Source organism: Sinomicrobium oceani (assembly GCF_900119185.1).
GTDB lineage: Bacteria > Bacteroidota > Bacteroidia > Flavobacteriales > Flavobacteriaceae > Sinomicrobium > Sinomicrobium oceani.
The window spans coordinates 127,827-144,142 of the sequence record NZ_FPJE01000005.1 but is presented as its reverse complement, the minus strand read 5'-3'; the positions used below and the strand labels follow the sequence as shown (position 1 = coordinate 144,142).

Annotated in this window: 13 protein-coding genes; 7 read left to right on the top strand and 6 right to left on the bottom strand. The window is 45.9% G+C overall.

Features of this window, described 5'->3' with window-relative positions:
* The first annotated feature begins 12 nt into the window (after positions 1-12).
* Positions 13-1,470, top strand: a complete 1,458-nt coding sequence (locus tag BT112_RS06115; protein WP_072316474.1) for a glutamate synthase subunit beta — start codon at positions 13-15, stop codon at positions 1,468-1,470.
* A gap of 84 nt (positions 1,471-1,554) precedes the next feature.
* Here the strand turns inward: BT112_RS06115 and BT112_RS06110 are convergent, their stop codons facing one another.
* The 6 genes from BT112_RS06110 to BT112_RS06085 all read right to left on the bottom strand — a co-directional run bounded on the left by BT112_RS06110 (position 1,555) and on the right by BT112_RS06085 (position 6,509).
* Positions 1,555-2,364, bottom strand: a complete 810-nt coding sequence (locus BT112_RS06110; protein ID WP_072316473.1) for an endonuclease/exonuclease/phosphatase family protein — start codon at positions 2,362-2,364, stop codon at positions 1,555-1,557.
* Positions 2,365-2,393: 29 nt separating this feature from the next.
* Positions 2,394-3,299: a metallophosphoesterase family protein gene (locus BT112_RS06105; RefSeq protein WP_072316472.1), complete on the bottom strand. Its 906-nt coding sequence runs from the start codon at positions 3,297-3,299 to the stop codon at positions 2,394-2,396.
* Between the two features lie 305 nt (positions 3,300-3,604).
* Complete coding sequence (locus tag BT112_RS06100) at positions 3,605-4,234, bottom strand: carbonic anhydrase (protein ID WP_072316471.1); 630 nt, start codon at positions 4,232-4,234, stop codon at positions 3,605-3,607.
* 277 nt (positions 4,235-4,511) lie between these two features.
* Entirely contained in the window at positions 4,512-5,267 is a 756-nt protein-coding gene (locus tag BT112_RS06095) for an SDR family oxidoreductase (protein WP_072316470.1), read from the bottom strand.
* 91 nt (positions 5,268-5,358) lie between these two features.
* Positions 5,359-5,922: a TetR/AcrR family transcriptional regulator gene (locus BT112_RS06090; protein ID WP_072316469.1), complete on the bottom strand. Its 564-nt coding sequence runs from the start codon at positions 5,920-5,922 to the stop codon at positions 5,359-5,361.
* Between the two features lie 122 nt (positions 5,923-6,044).
* Positions 6,045-6,509, bottom strand: coding sequence for an Lrp/AsnC family transcriptional regulator (locus tag BT112_RS06085; protein WP_072316468.1), 465 nt, complete (start codon positions 6,507-6,509; stop codon positions 6,045-6,047).
* Between the two features lie 341 nt (positions 6,510-6,850).
* On the opposite strand from BT112_RS06085, the gene eat reads away from it, so the two are divergent.
* The 6 genes from eat (at position 6,851) to BT112_RS06050 (ending at position 16,311) form a co-directional block, all read left to right on the top strand.
* Entirely contained in the window at positions 6,851-8,176 is a 1,326-nt protein-coding gene (gene eat / locus BT112_RS06080; RefSeq protein WP_072316467.1) for an ethanolamine permease, read from the top strand.
* Positions 8,173-9,528: a glutamine synthetase family protein gene (locus BT112_RS06075; RefSeq protein WP_072316466.1), complete on the top strand. Its 1,356-nt coding sequence runs from the start codon at positions 8,173-8,175 to the stop codon at positions 9,526-9,528. The genes eat and BT112_RS06075 overlap by 4 nt, the downstream gene beginning before the upstream one ends.
* Before the next feature lie 6 nt (positions 9,529-9,534).
* Complete coding sequence (locus tag BT112_RS06070; protein ID WP_072316465.1) at positions 9,535-10,686, top strand: iron-containing alcohol dehydrogenase; 1,152 nt, start codon at positions 9,535-9,537, stop codon at positions 10,684-10,686.
* A 2-nt stretch (positions 10,687-10,688) separates the two neighbouring features.
* Positions 10,689-11,429 carry a gamma-glutamyl-gamma-aminobutyrate hydrolase family protein gene (locus BT112_RS06065; protein ID WP_072316464.1) on the top strand — a complete coding sequence of 247 codons (741 nt, stop codon included), beginning with the start codon at positions 10,689-10,691 and terminating at the stop codon, positions 11,427-11,429.
* Between the two features lie 2 nt (positions 11,430-11,431).
* Positions 11,432-12,802, top strand: a complete 1,371-nt coding sequence (locus tag BT112_RS06060) for an aldehyde dehydrogenase family protein (protein WP_072316463.1) — start codon at positions 11,432-11,434, stop codon at positions 12,800-12,802.
* A gap of 374 nt (positions 12,803-13,176) precedes the next feature.
* Entirely contained in the window at positions 13,177-16,311 is a 3,135-nt protein-coding gene (locus BT112_RS06050) for a SusC/RagA family TonB-linked outer membrane protein (RefSeq protein WP_072316461.1), read from the top strand.
* Positions 16,312-16,316: the final 5 nt, after the last annotated feature.

Here is a 16,316-nt window from a genome sequence, read left to right as displayed (position 1 = left end):
AAGACAACGACCATGGGAAAACTAAAAGGCTTTTTAGAATACGACAGAAAAGTAGAAGATTATATAGAAGTTAAAAAAAGGGTACAGAATTACGAAGAGTTTACCGTAGACCTTACCGAAAGCGAACTCAATGAGCAGGGAGCACGATGTATGGATTGCGGGATTCCGTTCTGCCACAGCGGATGTCCGCTGGGTAACCTGATCCCCGATTTCAATGACGCTGTATACAGGAACAACTGGGTTAAAGCACTTAATATATTGCATTCCACCAATAATTTCCCGGAATTCACCGGAAGATTGTGCCCGGCACCCTGTGAATCCGCATGTGTTCTCGGGATTATCAATCCCCCGGTGTCTATAGAACTCATCGAAAAATACATTGTGGAGCGTGGCTTTAAAGAAGGCTGGATCAAACCCGAACCACCTCAGGAACGCACAGGTAAAACAGTAGCTGTTATCGGCTCCGGTCCGGCAGGGCTGGCTGCTGCTCAGCAGTTAAACAGGGCAGGACACATGGTCACTGTTTTTGAAAGAGATAAAAAAGTAGGTGGATTACTGCGTTATGGAATTCCCGATTTTAAACTCGAGAAACATATCATAGACCGAAGGGTCGAGGTTCTCGAAGAAGAGGGGATAACATTCAGTACGGGGGTTCATGTAGGCGTTAATTATGATGCGGAGAAGTTGAAGGAATTCGATGCTATAGTGCTTTGCGGAGGGGCTACTTCAAGGAGAGGATTGCCTATTCCCGGAGCAGATGCCAAAGGTGTCGTGCAGGCTATGGAATTTCTGAAGCGAAATAATGAAGTGGTGGATGGATTGGAGAAACCCGTAGAAGCACTTTATGCAGAAGGAAAACACGTTATCGTTATCGGTGGAGGAGATACGGGATCTGATTGTGTAGGGACTTCAAACCGTCACGGGGCTGCATCCGTTACCAATTTCGAGATACTTCCTATGCCTTCCAAGGAAAGGTCCGCCGAAAACCCATGGCCTTTCTGGCCGTTTACGCTGAAAAACAGTTCTTCGCACGAAGAAGGTTGTGAGCGTAACTGGAGTATCGCTACCAAAGAATTTATAAAAGATGCGGAGGGTAATCTCAAAGCCCTTAAGACCATAGAAGTGGAATGGGTGAAAGTTCCCGGGGGACGCCCGCAACTGAAGGAAGTAGAAGGTACGGAAAAAGAGTGGCCCTGCGACCTTGCCTTGCTGGCACTCGGATTTGCAGGACCTGAAAATACACTGGTAGACCAACTGGGTCTTGCCACGGATTTCAGAACTAATATAAAAGGTAATAATTACCAGACCAATGTGCCGAATGTCTTCGTAGCCGGAGATATGCGAAGAGGGCAGTCTCTTATCGTATGGGCGATATCCGAAGGCAGGGAAGCTGCACATCATGTAGATAAATTCCTTATGGGATCGTCTTCCCTTCCGGTTAAGGAAAAAGGAGACCTCCCCGCAGCGTAAGAAAGATTTTAATAGAGAGTTATTTTTCCTCTATTTTATTTGTGTTAGTGTAAGTGGAAAGGGCCGGATCATCCCGGCCTTTTTTTATTGCTTCAGCTTAGCTTTGACTACAACAGGCATATGATCGGAGTAGTCTTCTTTCGGAACATCGACCGACCTGATGTCCCATGCGCTGTTTTTATCCACCCATATATAATCTATTCTCGACTTCGGAGCATTTGCCGGAATGGTGTTTTCCGGGTTACCGAAAGCTTTGGCAGCATCGGTCCAGTGAGCTGCCAGAATATTATAGGGAGCAGAACCTTCCCTGAAATTAAGGTCGCCTGCAAGTACAACAGGATGTCCGAGTTTCAGGAGAAAATCGCTGATTACCCGGATCTGGGCAACACGGTTTTTTTCGTATTCGTGGCACAGATGTGTTGCGGCAAATGTTACTTTCTTGTTTCCGTCATAGGTATAAGTGGCATAGATGAGCGCACGTCCTTCCCCGCCTTCGGGAGTAGGCAGGTGAACAATGCCGCTCACTACCGGTTCGGCACTTAACAAACCTTCTCCGTAACCCCCTTCGTTATAGTCTATGGCCTTTCCGAATAAACCGTGCATCCGGGTCAGCTTTTCCAGTTCTTTCACGAGATCCTTTTTCAGGCCCTGGTTAAAGCCTGCCGTTCGCACTGTCATACTGTCTACTTCCTGCATGGCTATAAAATCGGGTTGTACACGGTTGATGACGGATGCAAGGCCTTTAAGGTTACTTTCGCCCCGGTTATAGTAGTGCTCTCCGTGGTATATATTATAGGTCATCAGGGTAAATTCGGTAGTACTTTCGTCGTCTTTACAGGCCAGGAGACACAATGTCAACAGGATGTATAAAATTTTTAAAGGTGAAGTTTTCATAATACTTGTGTTTACGTGGATACTATAGGCTAATAACGATGCGGAATATAGGTATTGGAGAAAGTCCCGTCCGAATAGAGTTCGATGATGGCATAGCCCGGAGGGGTTTCCTGGCAATATCCCTTTCCGGCGGAATAATCGTCCCCTTTCTCCCACCAAAACCCGCTCAGTGCCCCGTTGCAGAAGTATGAAGTTCCGTTGTACGTAACACTGTCAAGAAGATGCTGATGCCCGCTAAGACATAATTTTACGTTGTCTTTGTGTTTGTAAAACAAGGTTTTTAGCCTCTTGTAATCCGAATGCATCCCGCCTTCCCAATACGGGGTAACGCCCAGTATGGGGTAGTGAGACATCAGAAGTACAGGGGTGTTTGCGGGAAGTTGTGCCAGTTCGTTTTCCAGCCATCCGAATTGTTCTTCATCGAGGGAGACCGAAGGATTGTTGCCGTCCAGTATGATAAAGTGCCATCCCTTCGCAGAGAAACTGTAATACCGATGTGGGATGCCTAAAGATTGCACCACAAAGTCTTTACCATACATGGGATCGTCTTGATCCGGAGCATCCCACCATATATCGTGGTTGCCGATACAGCTATATACAGGGTAATCGCTGATTTCGATAAGACAGTCTTTCCATATTTTCCATTGCGCTCTGACCCGTTCCCGGGGAATGCCGTCGTAATCTGCGGCGTAGATAGCATCGCCTCCGTTAAGAAAAAAATCGATACCGAGTCCGCTGATTTCCCGCAGACATTTCCGGAAACGTAAGGGAGCATTTTCTTCCGGACGAATGTGTACATCGGTGATATGCGCAATTTTTAATACCGGTTTTTTCACAGTTTTCATGTCGGCAGTGACGCTGCCTGCAAATAGCGGTGCAGCGGATAAAGTTACCGATCCGGCGGAGGCAAGTCCGATAAAATTTCTTCGTTTCATGATCTGAAGATTGTTAACTAAGACCGTAATTTAAAAGATCAGGGCAGGAACGCACAAAATATTCCCACACCTGATCTCTACTCAACACACATGCTTTTATAAGATCGGGAACTTTTCCCGGTTTTTCTGTAAATTAAATGTGCACGAACACAATAAGTATAGCGAATATACTAAATTTTAATGAAGCACAAAATTATATTTTGGTTTCGCCGGTTTACGGGGCGTACACGATGTGTGGACGGAAAAGCGAAGGGAAACCGGGAAAACACCTGTGGTTATCTTCCCGGTGATATGCAAAAAAAGTTTTAATCTTCCAGGTTATAGATCTCCATAATATCCTTAAGCAGGCTATCGAGATTTATCTGAAGGTCGATGAGTTTACCACTGTGAATGTCAAATACCCAACCGTGAACTTTAAGTCCGCGTTCTTTATAAGCTTTTTGTACCGCGGCAGTTTTTATGAGGTTTACGCATTGCTCCTGCACGTTGAGCTCGACGAGCCTGTTGTATCGCTCGGTTTCGTCCGGGATGGCATTCAGTTCCTTTTTGTGAAGCCGGTAGACATCGCGTATATTGCGGAGCCAGGGATTGAGAATACCCAGGTCTTCCGCCTGCATAGCAGCCTTTACACCTCCACAGAAATAGTGTCCGCATACGACGACATGGTTAACTTTTAAATGGTTAACAGCGTAGTTGACCACCGACATGACGTTGAGGTCTATACTGATGACCATGTTGGCAATATTTCGGTGAACGAACACCTCACCCGGCTGTGCTCCCATCAGGTCTTCTGCCGTTACCCGGCTGTCGGAACAGCCGATATAAAGAATTTCCGGGTTCTGGCCTTTAGACAGGTTTTCAAAATAACCGGAATCCGTTTCCAGTTTTTTGGTAATCCAATTTTTGTTGTTTTCAAAAACTTTAGATAATTCCATTGGCGCTATTATATGTTACGTTAGTATTCCGTTTATCCCAGAGGGTATGACCATTGCTATGACAAACTTAAAGGAAATTGAATTAAAATACTATGTAAGCCGCCGGAAAAGAGAAATGAAGAGCTGTTGTTTTTTGAGAAATCCGGGAGAACCCGCATCTGGTTACTTGGCTTGCGGAAGAGCTGTATCCGGAAAGATCCGTAACCCGTTATCCGAATAATGATACTGTATTAAAAAAACAAGGCGGGCAACGGGACCCGCCTTGTTTGGTTAAGAATTACCGGGTGGTATATCCGCCATTTGCAAAAATGGTTTGCCCCGTAATCCACCAGCCGTCCGTTGCCAGAAACTTTACGATAGGTACGATGTCCTCGATAACGGTGAGGAAGCCGTTCATAGCCTGAGACTTGTGAAACTCTACCCGTTCCGGAGTCTCTTCGCCATAAAAGAACGGTGTATCCATAGGTCCGGGGCCAATAGCAGTTACAGAGATTCCTTTGGTGCCGAACTCTTTGGCTGCTGCACGGGTAAAATGTTCTACGGGGGCTTTACCTCCGGCATAGGTGGAGTATCCATCGGTGAAAGCGGCCAGCAGGGAAGTGACTATGGTAATGATTTTTCCGTCTTTCTCCAGGTTTTTCCCGGCCTCTTTAATGAAAAAATACGCGGCCTTGGAGTTAACTCCGAACATGATGTCATAATCTTCTTCCGTGGTTTCCGAGATAGGCTTTCTAAGTACCATACCTACGGTATTGACCGCGATGTCCACCCGTCCGAACTCTGCCCTGGCGACCTCAAATAATCTGGTGACATTGTCGGGTTTGGTCAGATCTGCCTGGAAAATTACCGCTTTCCGTCCGAGAGCTTCTACTTCTTTCCGGGTTTCTTCTGCAGCTTGCTTCGTGGAGTCGCTGTTATAATGGATTAATATATCCGATCCTTCCCGGGCAAACGTGGTACTGATAAGACCGCCGAGGTTTTTGGCACCACCGGCCACTACCGTTACTTTGTCTTTTAATGCAATTTTAGCCATGCGTATAGTGTTTTTAATTAGACGTGTAACCAAAATTAAGAGGGACAGACTGAATATTCGTTCAGTATTTGTTAAAGAAAAGTTAAAGGTTTTAGTCTTGTTTTTTAATGGAGTCCCATGCCATTTGCAGAAATTGTTCTTTGAGATGGTCGTTAATCAAAAGGCCGAGTTCCGAAGCACATTTTAACCAATAACACAACGAACCGAATACAAAATACGTAAGCTGTTGCGGTTTGATATCTTTAAAAAGTCCCCGGGCATGCCCACGGGCATACATGTCATCAAAAGGATAAAAAAGCGACATGGCTTCCTGCTGCGTTTTTTTCTCAATAACAGGAGAAAAAGCATACTGACTGATAAAATTAAATTTTAACGGGTTTTCCAGGAAATAGGCAATCATTCTCCCGTAAACATCTCTGAATGTTTCGGCAACACCGAGCTTTTCGTCGTAGTTAACGAAGATTATTTCCGCTTCTTCGGTCTTGATCTTTACATAGATACCATTGACAATATCTTCCTTGTTCCTGAAACGTTTGTAGACGCTTCCCATGCCAACTCCGGCTGTCTCGGCGATCTGTGACATCGGGGTATGCTGTAAACCCTGTTTTATGATAAGGTTCAGGGCGGCGTAGAGTATTCGTTCTCTTTTTTCCATACGTAGAATATAGTACTACAAGTGTTCCGGGTCAGGCAAAAGTATTCAATTTTTGGTTGGCATAACGTATGAGCAATGTCTGTTCTGATGAATGGGATATAGGTTTGGACTATATAGGTACATCAGCTAAGCAAGGGGAAGCTTGTCGTGTTGATGACTTCGTTCATCACAAAATGACTTTCCATGTGGCGGACATTTTTTATGGAAGCCAGTTTTTTAAAGTTAAACTCATGAAAATGGTCTATATCCCGGGCATACACCTTTAGTAAAAAATCATATGCGCCTGTAATGTGCAGACATTCCACCACTTCGGGATACTTTTTTATGCCGTTCATAAAAGTAAGTGCTCCTTCATCCGAATGTTTTTCGAGATTTACAAAGACCAACGCCATAACACTTAGCCCGAGCTTTTTTCTGTCGAGTATAAATACCTTCTTTTTAAGTAGTGACAAGGAATGCAGCTTTTTGATGCGTTCATATACCGGTGTTACAGTCAGCCCTGTAGCTGCTGCGAGTTCCTTGTTACTGATGTTGGCGTCTTCCTGTAAAAGAGACAATATCTTCAGGTCTTTATCGTCCAGTTTCATATCGTAGTAGTTTTATTCTGAATTTAAAGTGTTTGCGGGTTTTATTTGGTTTTTATGAACTTATATAGTTAAATAAATAGATTTATATTCTAAAAATAGTAAAAAATATGGTTATAATTGTTGTTTAATCGCATTTTGTGGTAGTTTTACACGGGATCGATAGCTGAGAGGCTTCAAAAAGGAGAGGTGTGTTACCTGATGCTCCCGGAATTACGGATGAAGCTCTTTATTGTTTGGAAAGGATTCTGAAAAACAATATCGGGCAGAAAGAACATTTTGAAAGCCCTGAGCCTGGAATTTTGCATGATAATCAACCGGAAACGGTAAATTAATAACCAACCATGAGTGAAGTTCAGTTGAATAAGGCTCTGACCCCTTTGATGTTATGGGGGCTGGGAGTAGGGTATGTCATTTCCGGAATGTATTTCGGATGGAATCTCGGATTGGAAAAAGGAGGAACATACGGCCTGGCCATCGCTACCTTTTTCATTATTATCATGTACTGCACCTTTACTTTTAGTTATACCGAGATGGCATGTGCCATTCCGAAAGCGGGAGGAGCTTTTGAGTATGCCAATCGCGGGCTGGGACGTCATCTGGGTTTTGTTGCCGGCATTGCACAGAATATCGAATTTGTGTTTGCCCCTCCTGCTATTGCGGCAGCTATCGGTGCTTACCTGAACCTGTTGTATCCATCTGTAGATCTTTTGGTTTTTGCTATCGGGGCATATATCATATTCACCGGTATTAATATTCTCGGGGTAAAATTTGCGGCATCTTTCGAACTTGTCATTACTGTACTGGCTATTATCGAACTCCTGATCTTTGCAGGAGTGGCCCTTCCGGAATTTGATATTACCCATTTACAGATCAACCCCATGCCCAATGGTTTTGCGGGTATCTTCGCAGCCATTCCATTTGCTATATGGTTTTTTCTTGCCATAGAAGGTGTCGCGAATGTTGCCGAAGAAACGATCAATCCGCAACGTAATGTGCTGCTCGGATTTGGTTCTGCCATTGTTACACTGGTCCTCTTATGTGTACTTACCTTTGTTTCTGCCGTAGGGGTGGCGGGATGGGAAGCTATCGTATATCCCCAGGGCAGTAACATAGCATCCGATTCTCCGCTTCCCCTGGCTTTATCCCGGATCATTGCAGAAGGACATGTGCTGTACAAATTACTTATCGGTATAGGCCTGTTGGGCCTCGTAGCATCTTTTCACGGTATCATCCTGGCGGGGGGAAGGGCCACTTTCGAGTTTGGCCGGGTAGGATATGCACCGCAATTGCTTGGAAAAGTAAATACTAAATTCCGGACTCCGGCCAATGCCTTGATAGCCAATATGCTGGTAGGGATCGTGGCATTGATTACAGGAAAAACAGGCGATATCATAACCATTGCCTGCTTTGGTGCGCTGGGGCTGTATATCGTATCTATGATCTCTTTTTTTGCACTCCGGAAGAAGGAACCGGAAATGGAGCGTCCGTTCCGTGTACCTCTTTATCCTCTGTTTCCGTTAACAGCACTGGTCATTGCTGTTATTGCCCTCATAGCAATGTCTTATAATTATCCCGTTCTCGCCCTGATCTTCTTTGGCATCGTAGGACTTTCCTATGTATATTTTCTAGTATTCCTCAACAAAAAAATGAGTTATTCAGCATTATGAACAAACAAGAGCTAATTACCCGACTAAAAGAAAGTAAACATACCAAGGTGAAAGTTGCCATCACGGATATAGACGGTGTGCTCCGTGGAAAATTTATGCATCGCGACAAATTTATTTCCGCTTTAGAGAATGGCTTCGGATTCTGTTCGGTAGTATTCGGGTGGGATGTCAATGACGGCGCATACGATAATACCGGGGCGGTAGGCTGGCACATGGGATACGGTGATTTCGATGCCCGGATAGATCCGGATACGGAGCGGACCGTGCCGTGGGAGGGGAATATTCCTTTATTTCTCGCAGATTTTGATCTGGATGGCCCCGGGCGGGCTTTGTGTCCCCGCAGCCTGCTCAGAAAAATAACTGCCGAGGCCGAAGGTCTGGGATATAAACCTATGTATTCACAGGAATTCGAATGGTTTAATTACCGCGAAACCACCGACGCGTTGCACGAAAAGGATTTTAAGCATCCACAGGCCATGATGCCCGGGATGTTCGGATATTCCGTATTAAAAATGTCTGAAAACAGTAGTTTTTTTCACGACCTGTTCGATTTGCTCGAAAGTTTCGGTGTGCCTCTCGAAGGGTTACATACCGAAACGGGACCGGGGGTTACGGAAGCAGCTATTTTGTACGGGGATATCGTCGAATCGGCGGACAGGGCAACACTGTTTAAGGCGGCCACTAAAGAAATTGCCTGTAGACACGGTATTATAGCGAGCTTCATGGCCAAGCAGTCCAGGCAATTGCCGGGGTGCAGCGGACATATACATCAGAGTCTGTGGGATGCTGATAAGAAGAAAAACCTGTTTTTCGAAGCTTCCGATCCTGCCAATATGAGTGATCTTATGAAGAGTTTTCTGGCCGGACAACTCCATTGTCTTCCTGAAATACTGCCCTTGTTCGCCCCAACCATAAACAGCTATAAGCGACTGGTAGAGGGAGCCTGGGCGCCCACCACCGTAACCTGGGGCGAAGATAACCGTACCGTAGCACTTCGGACCCTGACAGCTTCCGAGAAATCGGCCCGTATAGAGCACAGGGTAGTAGGATCGGATGTCAATCCGTATCTCGCTATGGCCGGTTGCCTGGCCAGCGGGCTATACGGGATTAAAAAGGGATTGAAACTCGAAATTCCCGCAACAACAGGTAATGGTTACGAGGATAAGAAGCACGGGGTACTCCCTGCAAACCTGTATGAAGCGACACAACGCATGAAGAATTCCGCGTTGGCCAGGGAAATGTTCGGGACAGATTTTATAGCACATTTTACCGGAACCAGGGAATGGGAATGGAGGCAATTTTCTGCCGAAGTTACCGATTGGGAAACAAAACGATATTTTGAGATTATTTAACGTAATATGATAGATATAAATAAAATTTGCGGATTTAACTTTCCTGCCCCTATCCGTTTTGGTGCCGGTGCGGTTAGTGAGCTCGGAGCCTATTTGAAAGCGAATGATCTTCGCAGTCCGCTGCTGGTTACGGATCCGGTTGTGAAAGAACTCGGTTTTTTCAAGAGCATCATCCGAGATCTTGCACAGGCAGGGCTGAGTGTGGAAGTATTTAGTGAGATGCATAAAAACCCGGTAAAATCGGATGTGCTCAAGGGAGGGGATATGTACGAGAAGACCGGTAGGGACAGTGTTGTGGGGATCGGGGGAGGTGTTGCTCTCGATGTTGCCCGGGCCATCGTGTTGCGGGTAAACCATCGAAGGGATCTTTTTGATTATGATGATCTTATCGGGGGAGACCGGTATGTAACCGGAGAAGTCCCTCATTTTGTAGCCATACCTACTACGGCCGGAACCGGTAGTGAAGTAGGAAGGAGTGCTATTATATCTGAAGACCAATCCAAAAAGAAAAGAATTCTTTTCAGTCCGAAACTGATGGCAAAAACAGTCTTTGCCGATCCTTTACTTACTATGGAATTACCCCCTTTTGTTACTGCAGCAACAGGTATGGATGCCCTGACACATAATCTGGAAGCGTACCTCGCCAGGGGATTTCACCCCATGTGTGACGGTATAGCCCTGGAAGGGATGAGGTTGATTGCAGGCGCAATCGAAAAGGCCACTAAAGGTCCCGATGTGGAATCGCGTGCGCACATGCTGCTGGCATCTCTTATGGGAGCAGTAGCTTTTCAGAAAGGCCTTGGCGTTGTACACAGCCTGGCACATCCGCTTTCCGGTTTGCTCGATACGCACCACGGGCTGGCCAATGCCGTGAACCTGCCCTATGGTATGAAATTTAATTATAACGGTTTCGAAGACCGGTTTGATAACATGGCTTATGCCCTGGGAATCGGAGCCGGAAAGGGAGACCAGGTTGTGACTTACCTTTTTGAGCTCAATGACAAACTCGGATTACCGTCAAAACTTTCCCAAATAGGGGTCGGGGAACAACATCTGGAAACGCTCTCCGATCTGGCCATAGCCGATTTTTGTCACCCCAATAATCCGAAGCCAGTGACAAGGGAAGATTTCAGAAGCCTGTATAAAGAAGCGTTTTAAATATGAGAAAGATAGGGATTTCCTCCTGCTTTATGTATCCGGACAAACAACGTAATGTTTTCGGACCGAAATCGCTGAATTACCTGGAGAACGATATGGCACGCTATATTACGCGGAAAGGGATATTGCCGGTGCTGATCCCCGACGTAAAAAAGGATTTTCTGGATGATATTTTATCCGAAATGGACGGTTTTGTATTTCAGGGAGGAACGGATCTCGCTCCGGAAACTTATGGGGAAACCCCTGTAGGTCCTTGGAAAGGAGATGCCTACAGGGACCGGTATGAGTTGTATATGCTCGACTTTGCGATGAAAAACAGCAAACCTGTTTTCGGGATTTGCCGTGGGATGCAACTGATGAATGTATATTTCGGAGGTAGCTTATACCAGGATATTGCGACCCAGACGACCGGGAAGGATATTCACCGTTCGGCCGAACGCTACGATACCATAAAACATCGTATAGAATTTGTGCCGGGGACCTACCTGGATACATTGTATCGGGATGTACCGGAACCTTATGTCAATACCGTGCATCACCAGGCTGTGAAAGATCTGGGGAAAAACCTGGAGATCTATGCCACATCCCGGGACGGGCTTGTAGAGGCTTTCGGATATAAAAAAGCACCGGAAGGTAAGGTACTCGGTGTACAATGGCATCCGGAATTTACACATACCCTTCGGGGAGAACTGATCAGTGAAGATACGCTGTACAATGCATTTCTCGAACACGTAAAATCTTAATTATGAAAATATGTAATCCTGCAACGGAAGCAATCATTGCCGAATATCAGGAAGATACTGCCGAGACGCTTTCCGGTAAGTTCAGTGCCTTGAAGGCCGGTCAGAAAGCATGGGCATTGCGTACCCCGGGGGAGCGCCTGGAGTGTATCCGGAAATTCGGAGATCTGGTAAGAACAAATAAGAATGAGCTTGCCGCTGTGCTTACGGCCGAGACCGGTAAGCCCATACAGCAGTCGTTAAACGAAATAAACGGTGCCCATAACAGGATAGAACACCTGTCGGAATATGCCGTGCGTGTACTTGCGGATGAGGTGATGACCGATACGGGAAATACACATGAGAAAATTACCTACGAACCTTTGGGGGTGATAGCAAATATATCTGCCTGGAATTTCCCGTATAATGTAGGATACAATGTGTTCTTATATGCTCTTGTTGCAGGAAATGCCGTCATGTACAAACCTTCGGAATATGCGGCGATGACGGGAAAGCAGTTTGAAAAGTACATGCATTTATCCGGAGTTCCCCGGGATGTCTTTCAATGTGTTATCGGTGATGGAAAATTGGGGCAGTCCATGCTGGAGCTGAACTTTGACGGTTACTTTTTTACCGGGTCCTATAAGACCGGGGTCCATATTGCAGAAACGGTCGCCCGTAAACTTGTTCCGCTACAACTGGAACTGGGAGGGAAAGACCCGTTGTACATCGCAGATGATGTGGCAGATGTGAAACAGGCTGCAATCCATGCTGCCGAAGGGGCTTTTTATAACAACGGACAAAGTTGTTGTGCTGTAGAGCGGATCTATGTTGCCGAAAGTATTTATAATGAATTCGTAGAAGCTTTTGTGCAGGAGGTGGGAACCTACACTATGGGAGACCCCGCGTCGCCCGATACCTTTATCGGCCCCGTGACCCGCGAAGCACAACTCGAAGTGCTTGCCAAACAGGTGGAAGATGCCGTGCATAAAGGAGCAACGCTCAGAACAGGAGGAGAGCGTGTTCCGGGAAAAGGCTATTATATAGAGCCTGCCGTACTCATAAACTGTAATCACGAAATGGATATTATGAAAGAGGAGTCTTTTGGTCCGGTCATAGGGATACAGAAAGTAAGCTCAGACGAAGAGGCTGTAAGGCTCATGCAGGATACCGGTTACGGACTTACGGCAGCCGTTTTCTGCGCAGACGAACAACGGGCCAAGGCCATTCTTGATGTCATGGATACAGGTACCGTGTACTGGAACTGCTGTGATCGGGTGAGTCCTTATGTTCCCTGGTCGGGACGAAGGAATTCCGGACTCGGAGCGACACTTTCCGTACAAGGGATCAGGGCATTTACACGGCCCAAAGCATATCATTGGAGAAAACCTTCGTAAAGACCGTGTTAACCGAATATTAAGAAGAAAAAAGGGTGAGAAAACAGAATAACCTGTTTGTGTTGTTGATTTTTAGTGGGTTTGCATAACAGATTAACGTCCGTAAGGAAGATGATTGCAATGAGGAGTGATGTAATCGTAACTTTTTGATCACTTTAAGAAAACCCGGAAAACAGGGATTTATAGACACCTTTGCGGGGGAAATTAAAGCATCATTTATACTTGTAACCAGAAGGAAAATTCTTATAGGTGTTATCGATAACACCTATAAGAATAATGCTATCGGGCTGTTTTTTGTGCGGGCAAACCGGCCGATACGGAAACAGTAATAGCAGAGGACTAATTAATGCTAATTAACTAAAACCAAATTAAAGATGAGAAACAAAACTAAACGAGGGATCCTGTTTTGGGGAAAGACAGGTTTTCTACTGGCCTCGTTGCTGCATGTCGCCTTGTTGTTTGCTGCAAAAGGTGAACGTGGCAACGGGTATGAACAGGCAGATCAGGGAATTCAGGTTAGCGGACAGGTAACCTCAGAGGGAGACGGGTTTCCCCTGCCGGGTGTGTCTGTCTTCGTGAAAAACGGGACACAGGGAGCTATTACCGATATGGATGGTAAATACGAACTGATTGTTCCGGATACGGAGAGCATTCTGGTGTTCAGTTACATCGGTTTTCAACGAAAAGAAGAAACCGTGGGGACACGTACATCCATCAACGTAGCGATGCAGGAGGACGTACAGGCTCTCGAGAATGTAGTGGTTACTGCGCTGGGTATCAAAAGAGAAGAGAAAAAACTCGGGTATGCGGTACAGCGTGTGAGCGGAGATGCTGTTCAGGAAGTGAAAGGCGTTGATGTGGCTACGTCACTTACCGGAAAGGTAGCAGGACTTCGTATACAGAATAGTACGGAGTTTAACCAGGCGCCCCAGATACGCCTTCGGGGAGGAACTCAGAATCCGTTACTTGTGGTAGATGGCGTTCCGTATAGTAATATGACACTTCAGCAGATCGCACCTGACGATATAGAAAGTATGGATGTACTCAAAGGGGCAACGGCATCCGCCTTATATGGTATACGTGGAGGCGGAGGAGCTATAGTGATTACGACCAAGAGCGGAGGTAACGGGATTTCCGTAAACAGCAACAATATGATGTTTGCCGGTTATCTCGCACTTCCCAAAGTACAGCATTCTTACAGTGCTGGTATCGGCGGAGAATACAATGCTGTAGATTATGTTTGGGGGAACAAACTCGATGCGGGAATTATGGAAGAGCAATGGAATCCCGAAACCAAGCAACTCGAGGTTATGGAGCTGACCTCAAGGGGGAAAAATAATTTTAAGAATTTCCTCGAACCCGGTTTTATAGCCAACAATAACGTAAGTTTTGCCCGAACCGGTGATATCGGGTCCATACGCACCTCCATCACCCACGTGTATAATAAAGGACAGTATCCCAACCTGCGTCTCAACAGGCTCAATGCCAACGTAACCGGGAAGCTGAAACTCGGCGATGATTTCGAACTTCAAAGTACCCTGGGATATAATCGCAGCACGGCTCCGCAGACTACAGGAGCGGGATACGGAGACCAGGGGTATATCTATCAGTTGTTGATGTGGACCGGCCCCGAATACGATGTCAGGAAGTTCCGGGATTATTGGGTGGTTCCAAACCAGGAGCAGAACTGGCATTACAAAGCCTGGTACGATAATCCTTATCTCATCGCTTACGAAAAACTGAACGGGCAGGAGAATAATATGCTTAATGGTAATATAACGTCTTCGTACAAACCTTTCTCGGGAGCGAAAATTACAGCTCGTGTAGGTTACGATTTTTATTCCAATACCAACAGGAGGAGAAATCCGCCCGGGATCAACTCTACCCGCGGCTGGCATGCCAACGGAATGTATAGTGTGAACCAATATAAAGGATACAGTCTGAATACGGACCTGCTCTTCAATTACGAGAAAAAAGATGTATGGACCGATTTTGATATCGATCTGACTGCAGGGGCATCCATGTTTAAATGGGAAAACGAATACCTTGGTAGTTCTACCAGGAACGGATTGGTGGTTCCGGGAATATACTCCCTGAATAATTCCAAAGAAAGGCCTAATGTGTCTTCGTCCAGAACAGAAAAACAGGTAAACAGTTTGTTGGGGCTGGCTTCTTTTTCCTGGAAAGATGCCGTTTTTGTCGATGTTACCGGACGTAATGACTGGAGTTCATCCCTGCCGGCTTCCACCAGGTCTTTCTTTTATCCGTCGGTAGCGGGAAGTGTACTGATCAATGAACTGGCTACCCTGCCCGAATGGATGGATCTCTGGAAAGTAAGAGGGTCCTGGACACAGTCCAAAGAAGATCTCGATGTATATGATACCAATATCAATTACAGTTTGAATATCGGTACCTGGGGAGATTATAACAGTGCCTCCTATACGAGAAACATCCGAAGAGATGAAGATATCTCTCCGGAGATAAAAAGGACCTGGGAGATCGGAACAGCAGCCTATTTTTTACAGAACCGCCTGAACGTGGATGTCGCTTACTACAACGTTTATAATTACGACAGGCAGATATATGCGTCTATAGCAGGTTCTTCCGGATTTTCGGGGATCCTTGTAAATACCAAAGAAACCCTGTTGAGAAAAGGGTTGGAAATAACGCTGAATGCAGGGATAATCAAAAAAGAAGACTTCACCTGGGATATGAGTATCAACTGGTCGAAGACACATCTGTACTACAAAGATCTCGATCCGGATTATTCGGCAAACAATCTTTGGACAAAATCCGGAGGAAGGGTAGATGTTTATACCGGAAATGCTTGGTTACGGGATCCGGATGGCAATGTGATCCATAATACCGGGGGGCTTCCTGTACGGAGTGATTATGGTTCGGTTTTCGGATATACGGACCCCGATTTTATCTGGGGTTTTACCAACGCGCTGACCTGGAAGGACTTTGATTTTCATCTTAGCTTTGACGGTCGCGTAGGCGGTACATTGTACAACTATACATCGTATAAAATGTGGGATACCGGATCGCATCCCGATAGTGATAACCAATGGCGGTACGATGAAGTGGTGAACGGAAATACGTCTTATGTGGGTAATGGGGTGCAGGTGGTCTCCGGTACTGTTACTTACGATCAATACGGTCGCATTACAGAGGATACCCGTACGTATGCTTCCAACGATACCAAGGTGTCTTACGAAACGTATGCCCGTAGGTATGGAGACGGAACGCTCGGTGCTTCGGACGCGACCTTTTTCAAGTTGCGTGAAATAGCTATCGGGTACACGCTTCCGAAATCGGTTAGCGAACGTTGGGGGATGAGCAGGGCGAGAGTATCCCTGACGGCGCAGAACGTATTTTTGTGGACCAAGGATTTCCGTTTTGCAGATCCGGATTCCAATAACGACAGTGAGCTTTCTTCCCCTTCACAACGGTTTGTAGGGTTGAATATTAATCTGCATATAGCCAATCCCGATAAATCCAAAAAATAGAAAAC

Bases quoted from the DNA above. Each gene is read 5' to 3' on its own strand.
- BT112_RS06115 (WP_072316474.1), top strand. From the start codon at position 13: ATGGGAAAACTAAAAGGCTTTTTAGAATACGACAGAAAAGTAGAAGAT.
- BT112_RS06110 (WP_072316473.1), bottom strand. From the start codon at position 2,364: ATGAAAACTTCACCTTTAAAAATTTTATACATCCTGTTGACATTGTGT.
- BT112_RS06105 (WP_072316472.1), bottom strand. From the start codon at position 3,299: ATGAAACGAAGAAATTTTATCGGACTTGCCTCCGCCGGATCGGTAACT.
- BT112_RS06100 (WP_072316471.1), bottom strand. From the start codon at position 4,234: ATGGAATTATCTAAAGTTTTTGAAAACAACAAAAATTGGATTACCAAA.
- BT112_RS06095 (WP_072316470.1), bottom strand. From the start codon at position 5,267: ATGGCTAAAATTGCATTAAAAGACAAAGTAACGGTAGTGGCCGGTGGT.
- BT112_RS06090 (WP_072316469.1), bottom strand. From the start codon at position 5,922: ATGGAAAAAAGAGAACGAATACTCTACGCCGCCCTGAACCTTATCATA.
- BT112_RS06085 (WP_072316468.1), bottom strand. From the start codon at position 6,509: ATGAAACTGGACGATAAAGACCTGAAGATATTGTCTCTTTTACAGGAA.
- eat (WP_072316467.1), top strand. From the start codon at position 6,851: ATGAGTGAAGTTCAGTTGAATAAGGCTCTGACCCCTTTGATGTTATGG.
- BT112_RS06075 (WP_072316466.1), top strand. From the start codon at position 8,173: ATGAACAAACAAGAGCTAATTACCCGACTAAAAGAAAGTAAACATACC.
- BT112_RS06070 (WP_072316465.1), top strand. From the start codon at position 9,535: ATGATAGATATAAATAAAATTTGCGGATTTAACTTTCCTGCCCCTATC.
- BT112_RS06065 (WP_072316464.1), top strand. From the start codon at position 10,689: ATGAGAAAGATAGGGATTTCCTCCTGCTTTATGTATCCGGACAAACAA.
- BT112_RS06060 (WP_072316463.1), top strand. From the start codon at position 11,432: ATGAAAATATGTAATCCTGCAACGGAAGCAATCATTGCCGAATATCAG.
- BT112_RS06050 (WP_072316461.1), top strand. From the start codon at position 13,177: ATGAGAAACAAAACTAAACGAGGGATCCTGTTTTGGGGAAAGACAGGT.